The sequence below is a fragment of the Alitiscatomonas sp. genome, assembly GCF_037242085.1.
In the GTDB taxonomy this organism is placed as follows: domain Bacteria; phylum Bacillota; class Clostridia; order Lachnospirales; family Lachnospiraceae; genus Alitiscatomonas; species Alitiscatomonas aceti.
The window spans coordinates 1-16329 of sequence record NZ_JAXXBR010000110.1 but is presented as its reverse complement, the minus strand read 5'-3'; the positions used below and the strand labels follow the sequence as shown (position 1 = coordinate 16329).

General features: G+C 54.2%; 18 protein-coding genes and 2 pseudogenes. 18 read left to right on the top strand and 2 right to left on the bottom strand.

Annotated elements, in window-relative coordinates; all coding sequences use genetic code 11:
* Together WIH05_RS11605 and WIH05_RS11600 are read left to right on the top strand one after the other, a co-directional pair.
* Positions 1 to 279: pseudogene (locus tag WIH05_RS11605) on the top strand (hypothetical protein); the annotation flags it as partial.
* Positions 280 to 332: 53 nt separating this feature from the next.
* Positions 333 to 404 (top strand): annotated as a pseudogene (locus WIH05_RS11600) (recombinase RarA); the annotation flags it as partial.
* 226 nt (positions 405 to 630) lie between these two features.
* Here the strand turns inward: WIH05_RS11600 and WIH05_RS11595 are convergent.
* A complete protein-coding gene (locus WIH05_RS11595) occupies positions 631 to 1188 on the bottom strand; it encodes a hypothetical protein (RefSeq protein WP_022273569.1) in 558 nt (185 codons plus the stop codon).
* Between the two features lie 289 nt (positions 1189 to 1477).
* Here WIH05_RS11595 and greA point away from each other — a divergent pair, with 289 nt between their 5' ends.
* The 3 genes from greA (at position 1478) to WIH05_RS11580 (ending at position 4213) form a co-directional block, all read left to right on the top strand.
* On the top strand, positions 1478 to 1981 hold the full coding sequence (gene greA, locus WIH05_RS11590; protein WP_022273568.1) for a transcription elongation factor GreA: 504 nt from the start codon (positions 1478 to 1480) through the stop codon (positions 1979 to 1981).
* Between the two features lie 59 nt (positions 1982 to 2040).
* The gene (locus tag WIH05_RS11585; RefSeq protein WP_337425415.1) at positions 2041 to 3351 is read left to right on the top strand and encodes a 2-hydroxycarboxylate transporter family protein; all 1311 of its coding nucleotides are present in this window, start codon (positions 2041 to 2043) and stop codon (positions 3349 to 3351) included.
* An 88-nt stretch (positions 3352 to 3439) separates the two neighbouring features.
* Positions 3440 to 4213, top strand: a complete 774-nt coding sequence (locus WIH05_RS11580; protein WP_022273566.1) for an AIM24 family protein — start codon at positions 3440 to 3442, stop codon at positions 4211 to 4213.
* A gap of 53 nt (positions 4214 to 4266) precedes the next feature.
* Here the strand turns inward: WIH05_RS11580 and WIH05_RS11575 are convergent, their stop codons facing one another.
* Entirely contained in the window at positions 4267 to 5190 is a 924-nt protein-coding gene (locus WIH05_RS11575; RefSeq protein WP_022273565.1) for a LysR family transcriptional regulator, read from the bottom strand.
* A 138-nt stretch (positions 5191 to 5328) separates the two neighbouring features.
* Here WIH05_RS11575 and WIH05_RS11570 point away from each other — a divergent pair, with 138 nt between their 5' ends.
* The 13 genes from WIH05_RS11570 to WIH05_RS11510 form a co-directional block, all read left to right on the top strand.
* A complete protein-coding gene (locus tag WIH05_RS11570) occupies positions 5329 to 5973 on the top strand; it encodes an amidohydrolase (protein WP_337425414.1) in 645 nt (214 codons plus the stop codon).
* Positions 5970 to 6761 (top strand): hypothetical protein, encoded by a 792-nt coding sequence (locus tag WIH05_RS11565; protein WP_337425413.1) that lies wholly within the window; start codon positions 5970 to 5972, stop codon positions 6759 to 6761. Before WIH05_RS11570 ends, WIH05_RS11565 begins: the two co-directional genes overlap by 4 nt.
* 21 nt (positions 6762 to 6782) lie before the next feature.
* Complete coding sequence (locus WIH05_RS11560) at positions 6783 to 8189, top strand: glycoside-pentoside-hexuronide (GPH):cation symporter (protein WP_215653457.1); 1407 nt, start codon at positions 6783 to 6785, stop codon at positions 8187 to 8189.
* A gap of 197 nt (positions 8190 to 8386) precedes the next feature.
* Positions 8387 to 8758, top strand: coding sequence for a DUF2500 domain-containing protein (locus WIH05_RS11555; protein WP_022273562.1), 372 nt, complete (start codon positions 8387 to 8389; stop codon positions 8756 to 8758).
* Positions 8759 to 8774: 16 nt separating this feature from the next.
* Positions 8775 to 9137: a VOC family protein gene (locus WIH05_RS11550; protein WP_022273561.1), complete on the top strand. Its 363-nt coding sequence runs from the start codon at positions 8775 to 8777 to the stop codon at positions 9135 to 9137.
* A 30-nt stretch (positions 9138 to 9167) separates the two neighbouring features.
* Entirely contained in the window at positions 9168 to 9629 is a 462-nt protein-coding gene (locus tag WIH05_RS11545) for a GNAT family N-acetyltransferase (RefSeq protein WP_022273560.1), read from the top strand.
* Positions 9630 to 9729: 100 nt separating this feature from the next.
* Entirely contained in the window at positions 9730 to 10665 is a 936-nt protein-coding gene (locus WIH05_RS11540) for a hypothetical protein (RefSeq protein ID WP_337425412.1), read from the top strand.
* Positions 10666 to 11052 (top strand): hypothetical protein, encoded by a 387-nt coding sequence (locus WIH05_RS11535; RefSeq protein ID WP_022273558.1) that lies wholly within the window; start codon positions 10666 to 10668, stop codon positions 11050 to 11052.
* Positions 11049 to 11768, top strand: a complete 720-nt coding sequence (locus WIH05_RS11530; protein WP_022273557.1) for an AAA family ATPase — start codon at positions 11049 to 11051, stop codon at positions 11766 to 11768. The genes WIH05_RS11535 and WIH05_RS11530 overlap by 4 nt, the downstream gene beginning before the upstream one ends.
* 138 nt (positions 11769 to 11906) lie before the next feature.
* Entirely contained in the window at positions 11907 to 12761 is an 855-nt protein-coding gene (locus WIH05_RS11525; protein WP_337425416.1) for a basic amino acid ABC transporter substrate-binding protein, read from the top strand.
* A 191-nt stretch (positions 12762 to 12952) separates the two neighbouring features.
* Positions 12953 to 13660 (top strand): amino acid ABC transporter permease, encoded by a 708-nt coding sequence (locus WIH05_RS11520; RefSeq protein ID WP_022273555.1) that lies wholly within the window; start codon positions 12953 to 12955, stop codon positions 13658 to 13660.
* 3 nt (positions 13661 to 13663) lie between these two features.
* Positions 13664 to 14434: an amino acid ABC transporter ATP-binding protein gene (locus tag WIH05_RS11515; RefSeq protein WP_022273554.1), complete on the top strand. Its 771-nt coding sequence runs from the start codon at positions 13664 to 13666 to the stop codon at positions 14432 to 14434.
* Between the two features lie 171 nt (positions 14435 to 14605).
* Positions 14606 to 16329 (top strand): NAD(P)-binding protein (locus WIH05_RS11510; RefSeq protein WP_337425411.1); only part of this gene is annotated, 1724 nt, incomplete at its 3' end.

Below are 16329 nucleotides of genomic sequence, written 5' to 3'. Positions count from 1 at the left end.
TTTAAGGCAAAAGCGTGGATGGATTTGACAGATCGTAAGGCCGCAGGAGAACACGTTGACAGCAAAAACATTAAGAAGCATAAGAATGATGTTTTCCGTCTGACGGAATTGATTGATCCCACGGTCAAGACAGCAGCTCCCCAAGGAGTTTATGCCGATATTCAAGAGTTTGTCCAGCGGATGAAAAATGAAAACGTGGATATTAAGCAATTGGGGTTAGTTGGCAGAACAAAGGAGAAGCTTCTGGAAGAATTGGAAGCAATGTATGAGACACTTTAAGTAGATATTTGAACAGACAAGAGCATTGATCTGACGAATGGGAGGTATGCTTCATGCCGTTGCAGATTATCAGAAACGATATTACAAAAATGAGCGTTGACGCAATCGTCAATGCTGCCAACACTTAAATAATAATTCAGAGGTTTCCAGGCAGTTATTCTGGTTTTCCAACGGATAAGCACCAATTGTATAAAGAAAAACATGGAAGGTGCTGCCAGATGGTGACACCTTCTTGCTTTAATAAAAAATGTTTGTAGGCCATGAACGTATATTCTGTAATGACAATATCGCAGGTGGAAGCAAATTGATCCAGTGAAACAGAGAACAGGCTGTCTGTACAGTCAGGGGACGTTACGAAACACCGTCCCCTGCTGTCATATTTTTATAAAGCCCATAGACCATCCAGGTCATGGAGACCGTAAAGAAGATCTCCAGGGCGCTGCTGACGATCCCTGCCAGGATAAAAAGAAAGGCAGAGACGGCCACGATGATTCCGATCCCCCAGAGATATGGCCTGTATTCCCCGGGATCCCTCTGGTAAAGCTTTAGGACCGTAAGGAATACGCAGAGGATCAGACATGCAGCGGCCAGAAAGGCGAAGACGATGTGAAGGTAAGCCTTTAAGGGGAACATTTCCGGCAGATAGGGCGTGGTGACGGCAAAGTCCAGGAGCACCAGGGCCAGAGGCACCAGCCAGGTTCCCGCGGGCTTTTCCGGCATGCGGCGGAAGATTTTTCTTAAACAGACGAAGAAATAGATCCCGACCATAAGACCCCAGAGGACAAAGGCCTCGTTCCGGCCCGCAATATTCCCGAGAACGGAGAAGTTTGTGGTAAACCAGTCGCTTCCCGCCACAAAGAGGAGGGTGTAAACGGGGATCAGGATATAGGCAGTGAACGTGATCAGCATGGAGTTCTCCTTTTCTGGAAATTCTTACGCCGGATCCCATGTAAAAGGAAGAAGCTCCAGAAGGCACCCGGCGAATGGGTATTGCAGACATTGTAGCATAAATACCAGTCCGGAACAAGCGGGTGAGATTTCTACATGTATACCCATAAAAAGCCTTTGCTGTTTCAGGGCCGGTACAGGGGACTGCGCCGGCTCTCTTCTGCCGGTTGATTTTTTCCCCAGTCCGCGGTAAGATGGTAGCACGGCGGCAGAGGAAAGGGCCGTCTTTCATGACAGGAGGAACACAGACATGTATAATGAACTGACTAAAAATGACATAAAAAAGATGGAGGAGGAGATCGAGTACCGGAAGCTGGTGGTCCGTAAGGAGGCCATTGAAGCGGTAAAGGAGGCCAGGGCCCAGGGAGATCTCAGCGAAAACTTTGAGTATTACGCAGCCAAAAAGGATAAAAACAAAAATGAGAGCCGGATCCGGTACCTGGAACGGATGATAAGGACCGCAAAGGTGATATCCGACGATTCAAAAGAGGATGAGATCGGGCTTTATAATACGGTGGATGTGTATTTTGAGGAGGACGACGAAACAGAAACGTACAAGATCGTCACCACAGTCCGGGGAAATTCCCTTAAAAACCTGATCAGCTCCGAGTCGCCTCTGGGAAAGGCGCTGCTGGGCCATAAGGTGGGCGACCGGGTCCATGTACAGATCAATGATAAGGCAGGGTATGATGTGATCGTAAAAAGGATCGAAAAAACGGTGGACGATGGCAGCGACGCTCTGAGGAGCTTTTAAAAACGGCAGCGGACGGCTTTAAGAGGGAGGAAAAGGCTTTGGAAACGTGCAGGGAAGCTTTGGAAAGAAGACAGGAAGGCAAGGCGGGGATGGGAGCGGGTCATAAGGATCATGGCCGGACGATCCTGGGAATGCCCCTGGGGCTGTATCTGGGGGTACTGGCGCTGACATCGGCCTGTATGTATACGGGCTGTGTGCCCAAAAGCCTGGTACCGGCATTTCTGGTGCTGATGGTGTTCGGGGAAGGGCTGAATGCCATTGGAAATACGGTGCCGGTGGTGAAAACGTATCTGGGCGGTTCAGTGATCTGCATCCTGGGCGCGGCGGCCATCCAGGCGGTGGGATTACTGCCGGAGCAGACGTATGAGACCATGGATTTTTTCATCAATGACAGCGGGTTCCTGATCTTTTATATTTCAGCGCTGATCACGGGGAGCCTGTTTAACATTGACCGGAAGCTTCTGCTGCGGGCCACGGTGCGGCTTCTTCCGGTGGCGGCGGCTTCCCTGGCTGTGGGGATCCTGGCTTCGGGACTCTTTGGCATCCTTCTGGGCCAGGGCTTCTGGGGCGGGATCCTGTACCTGGGAGTGCCCATGACCAGCGGCGGCATGACTGCGGGCACAGTTCCCCTTTCGGATATATATGCCCAGGCCCTGGGAGCCGACCCCTCGGCCATGCTGACGAAAATGGCTCCTGCCACAGTCCTTGGAAACTGTGTGGCCATTATTTTCGGCGGCCTGCTCAATAATCTTGGAAAGAGGCGGCCGGAGCTTACGGGAAACGGGATCCTGGTCAACGATGGCCGGCCGGTGAAGAAAACGCCTCCCATGAAGCCGTCCTTTGGCTCCTTGTGTACGGGAATGGTCATAGCCTTTGCCTTTTACCAGCTGGGGGCGGTGCTCCATAAATTTCTGCCCATGATCCCCACCTACGCCTGGATGATCCTGGCAGTGGTCCTGGTGAAGGGAACGGGGATCCTGTCAGAGACCCTGGAGGACGCGGCCAGGGAGTGGGGGCAGTTTGCCATCCACAGCTGGACGGCGGCAGCCCTTACGGGGATCGGATTCACGCTGATCGACCTGAATTCGATCCTGAAGACGCTGACGGTTCCCTATCTGCTTGCGGTGGCGGCAGTGGTAGCTGTGATCACGCTGACGGCGGCAGTTCTGGGAAAACTGGCGGGATTTTATCCTCTGGAATCTGCCATTGCGGCCGGTATGTGCACCACCAACATGGGAGGCTCTGGAAATGTGGCCGTTTTAAGCAGCGCCCACCGCATGGAGCTCCTTCCCTTTGCCCAGATCGTTACCAGGTCCTGCGGGGCTCTGATGCTGACCCTGGGAGGGATCCTGGTGCAGCTGGTGGGATAGCACGTTTTTCTTGCCAGAAACTTCCTTATATGATAAGATATCCGTAATTCAAAAACAATGTTATCAGATTTCTTAAGGGAGGGAGCTCGTGTATCAGATTTCTAATTTTACAGACAACGACGATGTGAAGATCATTTCCAGGCTTGGGGCGTTCCAGGTGATCGAATACCAGCGGGATCTCAGCATCACTCCGTCATCGGCAGTCACAGCCTTTTACAGCGCCCAGATGAATGTGAAAAAGCGTCAGCTGGTCTGTGATCTGAGCCAGTCTCCGGTCACGATCCAAGCGGGAGCCATGCAGTGGATGCTGGGAAACGTGAACGCCACCACCGGGATCAAGGGCGTGGGGGATTTCTTTGGAAAAGCTGTACGGGGAAAGGCCAGCGGAGAATCCACCATTAAGCCGGAATATACAGGAAACGGGATCCTGGTACTGGAGCCCACCTATCGGCATCTGATCCTCCTGGATGTGGCTGACTGGGGCGGCTCTGTGGTCCTGGACGACGGCCTTTTCCTGGCCTGTGAGTCCAGCCTGAAGCACAAAGCAGTCATGCGGGCCAACCTGTCCTCGGCCGTGGCCGGAGGAGAGGGACTGTTCAATTTAAGTCTCAACGGAAACGGCGTGGCCTGTATCGAGGCCTCCTGTCCCAGAGAGGAGTTGATTGAGATCCGCCTGGATAACGACGTTCTGAAGGTGGATGGGAATTTTGTGATCGCCTGGAGCAGCACTCTGGACTTTACGGTGGAGCGGTCCGGAAAGAGCCTCATCGGCTCTGCGGCCTCTGGAGAGGGGCTGGTGAACGTATACCGCGGCACAGGAAAGGTCCTGATGATGCCAACGGCCAATATGCCCAATATTTAAAAAAGAGGCGGGATCCGGTTCAGTTTGTGGATCCCGCCGTTTTTTCATTTCTGTTATTCCTTCTTATCCAGAAAATCCAGCTCTTTTTTTAAAAACTCCATAAACATCTGCTCCGGAGGCGACACTGGCTCCCCGGCCCGGCGGATGCAGCCGAACTCCATGGTAAACCCAGGAATGGGGATACAGCATAGGCCGTATTCTTCTGCCCAGGATGGAGGCATGGCGATGCCCACACTGTAAGCGTTGGTGGCAGCGATGACCCGGGTCCGCATATTGCCCGAGCTGACCCGGAACAGCTTTGAGAGATTGATGAAGCTTACCTGGGAGATGCGGTTATAGGGGGATCCCCGGTCCCCTTCAATGGCATACTCCACAAAGGGATAATCCTTCAGCTTCTCCAGCTTAAAATCCGGATCCTGGGCCAGGGGGTGGTTTTTGGAAAGATTGACGTTACAGGGAACGTCCAGGAGCTTTCTGTATTCCAGGCCGCGCTCCTCCATTTCCCGGATCATGGAGGGGGCGTTTAAATTGTTGCTGACGGTGATGACCAGGTCGGCTTTTTTCTGATTCAGAAGCCGCATTCCCTCATACTGGTACTCACGGTACAGGGAAACCTGGTAATTTTTCAGTTCCTTGGCAGTCTCTACCTGGCCGCAGAGCCGGATGAAGGCCTCCTCCACCATGGGACAGTTGGGATTTACGATCCCGAACCGGAGCCTGGACCGGCTGTTTCCAATTTCCTGGATCTCGTCCACATCCTTTAGGATCCGGACTGCCTTCTGGACAAATAAAAGGCCCTCTTTCGTGAAACGCACGCCTTTGGCCCCGCGTTCCATGATCTCGAAGCCCAGTTCATTTTCCAGATTCCTTACGGCATTGCTGATATTGGGGCGGGACAGATAGAAACGTTCCGCTGCCTTGGATATGGAGCCTGTTTCATAAATAGCCAGGACATATTGAATCTGCTCTATTTTCATCGGTATCACCTGGTTTTTTTGAATGATTTGCACAAAAAATATACATCCCTGTAATTATTTCATATCTACCTGGAATTGTCAACCACTGGTATGATGGAGGCAGATAAGAAATCTGAACGAAAGCAGGGAGGCTTTATCATGGACAAACAGACAGCTTTAGACTTGCTGGACGAGAAGCAGGATTTTCTGTTCTCCGTCAGCGACTCCATCTGGGACCATCCAGAGACAGATTATACAGAAACGGTTTCTTCCGGGATCCTTATGGACGCTTTGAAGAAAGAGGGCTTTACGGTGACCTCTGGCCTGGCCGGGATCCCCACAGCGTTTTCCGGATCCTATGGCAGCGGCTCTCCGGTGATCGGGATCCTGGGCGAGTTTGATGCCCTTTCGGGATTGAGCCAGAAGGCGTGTGCCACGGAGAAGGAGGCGCTGGAGCCAGGAGGAAACGGACACGGCTGCGGCCATAACCTGCTGGGGACCGGAAGCCTGGCAGCGGCCATTGCTGTGAAAGAGTATCTGAAGGGATCAAAAAAGCCCGGAACCATCATTTATTTCGGCTGCCCTGCCGAGGAAGGAGGTTCCGCCAAGGCGTTTATGGCCAGGGACGGCGTATTTAAAGGTGTGGACATCGCCCTTTCCTGGCATCCCAACCAGTTAAACAGCGTATGGGCCTTCAGCACCCTTGCGAATGTGAGGATCCACTATTTCTTTAAGGGAGTCAGCGCCCATGCGGGAACCAGCCCCCACCTGGGCCGCAGCGCCCTGGATGCCCTGGAGCTATGAATATGGGGGTCCAGTTCTTAAGAGAGCATATCATCCCGGAGGCCAGGATCCATTACGCCATCACCAACACAGGCGGAGACGCTCCTAACGTGGTCCAGGCGGAGGCGGAGTCTGTTTATCTGATTCGCGCGCCCAAGAATGACCAGGTTCGGGAGATCTACGAAAGGGTCAACCAGATCGCCAGAGGAGCCGCTATGATGTGCGGCGTGGAGGTGGAGATCCAGCTGGAAAAGGCCTGCTCCAATATCCTGGTGAACCACACTCTGGAGGAGGTGCTTTATGAGAACATGAAGGCCGTGGGCCTGCCGGAATACACAGAGGAGGAGTATGCCTTTGCCAGCGCCATCCAGGACACCATGCCGGGCAGGCAGAAGCTGGCGGACCGGTTTGAGCGGATCATGGGAGAAAAGGGCCGGGTTCTGGGCGAGCAGTACGATAAAAAAAGCATTTACAGCTTTATCCTTCCCTACCGCCCCTCTGAAAAACCTTTGTCCGGCTCCTCAGACGTGGGAGACGTGAGCTGGGTATGCCCCACCTCCCAGATCGTTGCGGCCACCTGTGCGGGAGGCACGCCGGAGCACACCTGGCAGATGGTGTCCCAGGGAAAATCATCCATTGCCCATAAGGGACTCCTGTATGCTGGAAAGGTCCTGGCAGCGGCGGCCATCGACCTGCTGGACGATCCGGAGCTTGTAAAAAAGGCGGCCGAAGAGTTTCAGAGAAAAACAGGGCCCGACGGCTATCAGCCGCTGCTTCCCAAGGATGCAAAGCCCTGGATGAAGAAATAAAAGGAAAGGGAGATGCAGGATATGTCGAAAGAGAAAAACATACCTGGTAATGTCCAGGAGGACCAGCGGGACCGGAAAATGTCCAAGGGAGAGCTTGTCTCCTACGGCCTTGGCGGCGTGGCCAGCACCATGCCTTCCCAGTTTAAAACGGCCTATGCCATGAACTTCATGAGCGATGTGGCTGGTCTCCATGTGGGAGCCGTAGGTATCTTAAATACGCTGCTGATCATCTGGGATGCCATCAACGATCCCATCATCGGCGGCATCGCGGACCGTACCAATACAAAGCGGTGGGGCAAGTACCGCCCCCATATGATCATGGGTATCCTTTTATGGGCTGTGATCATGGTCATGCTGTTTACTGTCCCGGATCTTCCGGAGACCGGAATGTGGATCTATTATATTGTGGCGCTGCTCCTGTATTCGGTTTTCTATACCCAGTTTACGGTTCCGTGGCAGGCATTGAACAGTGCCATGACCCGGGATCCACAGGAACGGAATCTGATGCTCACCTGCCGTCAGTACGGCGGCTTCATTGCCGGAGCCGTTGTGGGCGTGATCACCATTCCCATTGTACAGAAATCGGCCGATCCCAGAACTGGATGGCTCATCAGCGTGGGGATCGTTTGTGTCACCATGATCATCACCGGCCTCTGTGCGGCCAACGGAGCCAAGCGGGTGGATTACTATAATTCCCTTCCCACTCCGGAAAAGATCCATTTTAAGAGCCAGATCGGGCTGGTGATCCATAACCGGGCCGTGATCTGCGCAGCCCTGCTGCTGGGAGCCGTTACCCTTGTGAATACCATGAGTTCTGCACTTTCCTTATATTATCTCCGGTGCGTGGTGGAGAACATGGGCTTAAAAGCCGTATTCTCTCTGGTATCCCTGGGGATCAGCCTGGTGGTCATCCCCATGATGCCTGCCATGCTGAGAAAATTTGGCAAGATCAAAACTGTGTTTATCGGTATGTTTGTGATCCTGCTCCAGTCCATCTGGCTCCTGGTGCGCCGGGAATATGCCACAGATCTTGAGGTCATCGGCATGGGATTTGTGGGAAGCCTTGGCTTCGTATTCGCGAATGTGGCGGTGCTGGCTATGATCCCCGACTGCACAGACTATACAGAGTGGAAGTTTGGAACGGCCCAGGCCGGGTTCATCAACGCCACGATCACCTTTATGAAGAAATTCTGCTCCAGCTTTTCCACCATGATCGTGGGCGTTGCCCTGGCGTCTGTGGGGTACAGTGCCTCAGAGACCTCCCAGGAGGTCATCGACATGATCGTGAACTTAAAGATCGCCTATCCCATTGTGTTAATGATCGTTACGGTGATCCTGGTGAAGCTTTATCCCATTACGCCAGCCTTCGCAAAGACCATGCGCGCGGAGCTTAAGCAGCGCCGGGAGGCGGCGAAGAAAAATTCCTAATGCCAGTTTCTCTATATTGTCATACATACTCCTTTGAGAAGCCGCGGGCCGTCTGCCTGCGGCTTTCCACGTTACTGGCGGTGGCGGCCGGAAAGCTGCGGACACAGAGGAAAGTTTTCTGGAAAATCTTGTGCAGAAAATAAAAATGTGGTAGCCTGTAATCAGAAAAGAATCTGTTGCAGAAGGAGGGGTCCGGGATGTTTGACCTGTTCGGCATATTATTTCCAATCGTTTTTTTCATGGTCCTGGGGACATTCATCATGACCATAGCAAAGGGGCTCAGCACCTGGAATAAGAATAACCACTCGCCGCGGCTGACGGTGGAGGCAGCGGTCACAGCCAAGCGCATACATGTGACCCATCACCGCCATGCCAATGCGGGAGACGTTTCGGGGGCCCACGGCTTTACGGACACATCCTCCACGAAGTATTTTGTCACCTTCCAGGTGGAAAGCGGAGACCGGATGGAGCTTTCCGTTTCCGGGCCGGAATACGGGATGTTAGCTGAGGGAGACACAGGACGGCTTTCTTTCCAGGGAACCAGGTATCTGGGCTTTGAGAGAGATTGAGAATGGAGATTAAAGGATGAGATTAAGGAATGTACTGATCGTTGTGAAGGACATGGAGCGGTCAATAAAGTTTTACCATGACCTGTTCGGCCTGGACACGGTGGTGGATCAGGATGGAAACGTGATCCTGACGGAGGGCCTGGTGCTCCAGGATGAGAAGCTGTGGAAAAAGTTCCTGGGGCGGGAGGTGATCCCGGAGAACAATTCCTGTGAGCTGTATTTCGAGGAGCGGGAGTTTGACTGCTTTGTGGAAAAGCTGGAGCGCCTGTATCCGGAGGTACAGTATGTGAACCGGCCCATGACCCATAGCTGGGGCCAGAGAGTGGTCCGGTTCTATGATCCAGACGGGAATCTGATCGAGGTGGGAACGCCAATATGATGCCGGAGGAAAGAAGAAGGAGGAAGAAAAATGGACTATAAGATCCTGCGGCTGACAGACCGACCGGAGCTTAAGGAACAGGCGGCCCGGTGGTTCCATGAAAAATGGGGGATCCCCCTGGAGGCGTATATGGAGAGCATGGAGGAGTGCCTGGAGGAGAAGGGACCGGTTCCCCAGTGGTATATGGCGCTGGACGGGGAACGGATCATCGGCGGCATGGGAGTGATCGAGAATGATTTTCATGACCGGAAGGATCTGGCTCCCAATGTGTGTGCTGTATACACAGAAGAGGACTGGCGGGGCCGGGGCGTTGCCGGCTCGCTGCTTCGGTACGTGTGCGCAGACATGAAGGAAAAGGGGATCGATCCTCTGTATCTGATCACCGATCATACTTCTTTTTATGAACGGTACGGCTGGGAATATCTCTGTATGGTACAGGAAGAAGGAGAAGCGGAAAAGATAAGAATGTATATCCACAGAGGGGAGGAATGATCCTGTGGAAAAAAGGATGTAAATCAGGGGGATTGCAGGATAAGAGGAGCAGCCCCGGAGCGGCGGGCCGCAGAGCGGAGGGCAAAGGAAGGAGTGCGCCATGGATCGCAGCGATGTGAGCTTTACATTTTTAGACAGGATCCGGGAGATCGAGGAAAATATCGAGGACGGGCGGTTTCAGTCGGCCCTGGCGCTGGCGGTGACGCTGCCGGATATCTGCGGCGGGATCGCGTTTCCGGAGTTGGTAAAGCGAGGCCGGGACGGGAGGATCCTGCGGGACAGATCCGGGGAGCCCAGCCGGGACACCGGGCGGCAGTATTCCCAGTGGGTGGATACATACGGGGCCCCGTTCCTAAAAAAGGACCCGGCTGACGAAGCGCCGTATATCTGCGGGGAGCGGCTGTGGCAGCTGAGATGCGAGTACCTGCACCAGAACAAGGGCTTCGATAACGATACGCCCGACACGGAGGTACGGTTCCACCTGGGCCTCAACTGCGGCAGCAGCATCTGTAACCTGGATACGGAGGACGGATCCGATATCCGCCTGGATATTGAGGAGCTGTGCCGCAGGATCTGTCTGGCGGCCCGGAGCTTTTATGAGGAAAACAGGGAGACCCTGGATTTTGCCCTCTATAATACGCCGGTCATTGATTTCACCAGGTGGAAGGAGGAGGAGTTTTCGGCCCGGAAGGTGCTGGGCATCGTCACAGGGGACCGGATCTACGGAAGCGGGCTTAAGGCGGCCCTGGGGCAGTATTACCGGCTGGCAGTTTCGGGAGTTTCCTGGGAGGAGGTCCGGAAGAAGCTGAAAAAGGAAAAGCCCGATGTGTGGATCCTGGACCGGGAATTCTTAAAATATGTGGATCATGAGGACGGAGACGGTAAGGGCCCGGCAGTTTTTATCTTAAAGGAGCCAGGCAGCAGAGAGGCAGGCCTGGGAGGATATCCGTATCTGGATAAGTTCATGGACCTGAAGGAAATGCGGAGGACCATCCGGTCCGGCCAGGAGGGAACAGAACGGAAACAGGACGCTTAAATGGAGGAAGAGGAACGGATGTGGATGATGGCAGCAGCGGCAGGATTTTCCGGGACCTTGATCCTGGGTCTTCTGCTTTACAGGGAAAGGCTGAAAGGAAAACGGCTCGTGGAGCGGAAGAAGGAGCTGGAGGAGGATCTGAGGAAGGCAGAAAATGAGGCCGAGCGGATGAAGGAGACAGAGACCCGGCTTTCCAAACGAGTCTCAGAGCTGGAAAAAAGCCTGGAGGACAAGAGAAGGGAACGGGAGGAGATCTGCGGGGCGGCGGCCAACGTACACCTATACGCCCAGCTGGGAGGTGAAAAGGCCGCCTCCAGGGAGCTTAAGGGGATCCTCCAGGTGATCGCGAAGGAAAGCCGGAAGATCGCAGAAAGGATGGATGCATGAACCAGCCGTTTATCAGAAGGGCAGTCATTGAGTGGGAGAAGATCGGCCAGGACAGCTATTTAAGGCGGATCCCGGCGCTGGAGGGCCTGGAGGCTCTGGAATTTGACGCTCCGGTCACATGCTTTGTCGGGGAGAATGGCAGCGGGAAATCCACGCTCCTGGAGGCCATGGCCATTGCGGCTGGGTTTAATCCCGAGGGAGGGTCCAGGAACTACCATTTCTCCACCTATGACTCTCATTCAGAGCTGTGGAGGGCCCTCCGGCTGGTGCGGGGATATAAAAAGCCGTCCTGGGGATATTTTCTGCGGGCTGAGAGCTTTTACAATGTGGCCACCAGAGAAGAGGAATATGCGGATTTTCTGCATCCTTCAGAGAAATATCATGAAAAATCCCATGGAGAGAGCTTTCTGGCTGTGGCCCAGAAGTATCTGACGCCTGGAGGCCTGTATTTTTTAGACGAGCCGGAAGCGGCCCTCTCCCCCCAGAGACAGCTTACGCTTTTAATGGAGATCTTCCAGTGCGCCAGACAGGGGGCGCAGTTTTTTATGGTATCCCACTCTCCGATCCTTCTGGGCCTTCCGGGGGCCAGGATCCTTTCCTTCGATGACGGGGAGGTCCATCCCTGTGCCTATGAGGAAACGGAAAGCTATCAGGTGATGGAAATGTTCATCAACAGCCGGGAGCTGCTCTTAAAAAAGCTTTTGAAAGATTTATAAAAAAATTTATAAAATATCCCTTGCTTTTTCTTTTAAAAGAGGTATAATACCCATAGTCAATACAAAAAAATGAATAAATATTCAAAATGAAATTTCAGACAGAATGAAGAAGCAGAAAGGGAAGGAAAAATGATGAAGATGATGAAGAAAGCAACAGCAGTGATCCTGGCAGCAGCCATGGTAGCGGCTCTGACCGCATGCGGCGGCGGAGAAAAGGCCGAGACGACAGCAGCAGATACAAAGGCCGAGACAACAGCAGCAAAGGAAGACGCCAAGGGAGCGGAGAGCTCAGCCGAGGAGACAAAGGCCGGAGAAGAGGCAGCCGCTGGCGGCACCATCCTTATGGCCACCAACGCGGAGTTCGAGCCCTGGGAGTTCCATGACGGCGACGCCATCGTGGGCATCGACCCGGAGATCGCAGGAGCCATTGCTGAGAAGTTAGGTATGGAGCTGAAGGTGGAGGATATGGCCTTCGATGCCATTATCCCGTCTGTGGCCTCTGGAAAGTGTGACTTTGCCATGGCCGGCATGACCGTAAATCCGGAGCGTGCGGCTTCCGTGGACTTTACAGATACCTACGCCTCCTCCTCTTTGGTGATCCTGGTAAAGGCTGACAATACAGAGATCACAGGAGAAGATACCCTGGCTGGCCACGTTGTGGGAGCCCAGCTTGGAACCACCGGCGATACCACAGCCTCTGACATCTGCGGCGACGATAAGGTGGAGCGTTATAATACCTTCTTTGAGGCAGTCCAGTCCTTAAAGCAGGGCAAGATCGACGCGGTCCTTTTAGATAAGGCTCCGGCCAACGTATTCCTTTCCCAGAACGACGACTTAAAGCAGGCCGGTGAGGAGCTTGGAAAAGAAGAGTATGCCATTGCAGTGGAAAAGGGCAATACAGAGCTCCTTGAGAAGTTAAATGCCGCCATCGCCGAGCTTAAGGAAGACGGGACCATCGACGAGATCGTGAACAAATATATCCCGGCAGAATAAGGAATGGAAAATTATGGAAAGGGCTTTTTAATCCGGCCCATATGGTGTAAAATGAACATGTAACTGGAAAATAATGGAGCTGTCGCAGAGGAGGAGTTTTGAATTTCTTCTGCGGCAGCCCCATTGTCGTGTCATAAAAATAATTCCAGACCGGAGGAAACGGCTGGAAAAACAGAGAAAGGAATGAAAACGTGGACTGGGAAAAATATCTGACAGCGGAACAATTTTACAACAACTTTGTCGCCGACGACCGGTTCGTAAAGTACATCCTGGGAGGTCTGAAAACGACTCTCATCATTACTTTATTCGCCGTGCTCCTTGGCATTTTTCTTGGGTTCCTGGCGGGGACCGTGCGCTCCACCTATGAAAGGACAGGGAAGCTTGGGGTCTTAAACGTATTCTGCCGCGCCTATCTTTCTGTGATCCGCGGGACGCCGGTGACAGTCCAGCTGATGATCATGTATTATTTTATTTTTGCAGCTCCGGGCTCCTCCAAGCTGCTCTGTGCGATCCTGGCCTTTGGAATCAACTCCGGAGCCTATGTGGCGGAGATCTTCCGGTCCGGCATCATGTCCATCGACAATGGACAGTTCGAGGCGGGAAGAAGCCTGGGCTTCAATTATGCCCAGACCGTCTGGTACATTATCCTGCCCCAGGCCTTTAAAAATGTTCTGCCGGCCCTCTGCAACGAGTTCATCGCCCTTTTAAAGGAGACCTCCGTATCCGGCTTCATTGCCCTCCAGGATCTGACAAGGGGAGCGGATGTCATCCGGAGCCGTACCTATAACCCGGTGCTCCCGCTCTTTACGGTGGCGCTGGTATACTGGATGATCGTGACCTTTTTGACCTATATGGTGGGAAAACTGGAAACCAGGCTCAGAAAGAATGAAAAGAGGTAAGTCATGGCGGAAAATCAGACAAAGAACCGGGAGATCGGCGCAGGTGAGCCGCTGATCCAGGTAAAGGAATTATGTAAATCCTTTGACGGGGTGGACGTGCTGAAGAACATCACCACCACCATTAAAAAGGGAGAGGTCGTATTTGTGGTGGGGCCGTCCGGCTCCGGAAAATCCACGTTCCTCCGGTGCATGAACCTGCTGGAGGAGCCCACCAGCGGCCATATCTTTTTTGAGGGAACGGATATCACTGATAAAAATACGGATATCAATCTGCTGAGACGGAAGATGGGGATGGTGTTCCAGCAGTTCAACCTGTTCCCCCATATGAGCATCATGAAAAACATGATCATCGCTCCGGTGAAGCTTCTGGGAGTGAAGGAGGAGGATGCCGTGAAGGAAGCCGAAAAGCTCCTGGCCCGCGTCGGCCTCCTGGATAAAAAGGACGCTTACCCGGCACAGCTTTCCGGCGGCCAGAAGCAGAGGATCGCCATTGTCCGGGCGCTGATGATGAAGCCGGATGTGATGCTGTTTGACGAACCCACCTCGGCTCTGGACCCGGAAATGGTGGGCGAGGTATTAAACGTAATGAGAGAGCTGGCAAAGGAGCATATGACCATGCTGGTGGTGACCCACGAGATGGGCTTTGCCAGAGAGGTGGCCGACCGTGTCATGTTCCTGGACGGCGGCGATTTTGTGGAGGAGGCCCCGCCGGAGGAGTTTTTTACAAATCCAAAATCAGAGCGTTTGCGCTCCTTCTTAAGCAAGGTATTATAAAAAACAGAGAAAGCGCCAGACTGGATACGCAGAGATCCGGTCTGGCGCTTTTTTGGAATTTTCTTGCATTTTGCAGAAAATATGTGTAAAATCAAACTTATGAAAGATGAAAGACCGAATGTTTGATTCTTAGAAGGACAGCGGCGAATGCCGCAGGAAGGAGCGATGCTCATGAGCAGACTGGAAATGGTCTCTCCGACGAGAGCAAAGATCGTCATGGAGGGGCTTTATAAGGACCTGGAACGAAGGATCGAGGCGAGCCAGCCGGGACTCTGTCCCGTGGACCTGGCCCGGGCGTTCCTGGAGCTGTGCTACGCCCAGACGTGCGGGAAATGCGTGCCCTGCCGGATCGGCTTAAAGCAGCTGATGTTTCTGATCCAGGACGTACTGGACGGAAAGGCTACCATGGACACGTTAAAGCTGATGGAGGAGACGGCTCTGGCGGTCATGGAAGCCGCCGACTGCGCCATTGGATATGAGGCGGCCAATATGGTCTATAAGGGGCTGACCGGCTACCGGGACGAGTATGTGGAGCATGTGAAGCACGGCCGCTGTACCTGTGTGGCCTCCCAGCCGGTGCCCTGCGTGACCCTGTGCCCGGCCCATGTGGATATCCCGGGATATATCGCCCTGGTCCGGGAGGAAAGATATGCGGATGCCATCCGCCTAATCCGGAAGGACAATCCCTTCCCCACCTCCTGCGCCTTCATATGCGAGCATCCCTGTGAGTCCATGTGCCGCAGGAACATGGTGGACGACGCCATAAACATCCGCGGGCTGAAGCGGGTGGCAGCGGATTTTGCGGGAGAGGTGGATCCCCCGGCTCCGGCTCCGTCCACGGGAAAAAAGATCGCCGTCATCGGCGGAGGCCCCGGAGGCCTGAGCGCTGCCTATTACTTACAGCTCATGGGCCATCAGACCACGGTTTATGAGATGCTGCCGGAGCTGGGCGGCATGCTCCGGTACGGGATCCCCAATTACCGTCTTCCCAAGGAGCGGCTGGAGGACGATATCCGCAGTATCTTAAAGACGGGCGTCCAGGTGAAGCATGGATTAAAGATCGGAAAGGACATCACCATCCAGGAGCTCCAGAAGGAATACGACGCCATTCTCATCGCCATCGGAGCCAGCGCTGATAAGAAGCTGCGCCTGGACCATGAGGACGCAGACGGCGTGCTGTCGGCGGTGGAATTTTTACGGAGCGCAGGCCTTGGGGAGCTGCCGGACCTCACAGGAAAGCAGGTGGTGGTGGTCGGGGGCGGCAACGTGTCCATGGACGCGGTGCGGACGGCAAAGCGCATGGGCGCGGAGAAGGTCAGCATCCTGTACCGCAGACGGCGCCACGATATGACGGCCCTGCCGGAGGAGATCGAGGGAGCCGTGGCCGAAGGGATCGAGCTTTTGACCTTAAAGGCACCGTCCTCCATCGATGTGGATGAGAACGGACGGGTCCGGGGGATCTGGGCCGCGCCCCAGATGGTCAGCGCCATAAAGGACGGCCGTGCCGGGATCCAGCCCACGGGAGAGCCGGACGTGTATATCCCCTGCGATGTGCTGATCCGGGCCATCGGCCAGGATATCGAAACCAGCCATTTTGAGGAGGCAGGGGTCCCGGTCCAGAGAGGAAAGATCATCACCAGGAGCACCGGAGACTTTGAAAACATGCCGGGCGTCTTTGCCGGCGGCGACTGTGCCAGCGGACCGGCCTCGGTCATCAAGGCCATTGCGGCAGCCAAGGTGGTGGCGGCCAACATCGACGAATATCTGGGCTTCCGCCACGAGATCTCCTGTGATGTAGAGATCCCGGACGCCAATCTGGAGGACCGGACGCCCTGCGGACGGGTCAACCTGACGGAGCGGGAGGCCTGCCAGCGGGTCCATGATTTTGAAGGCGT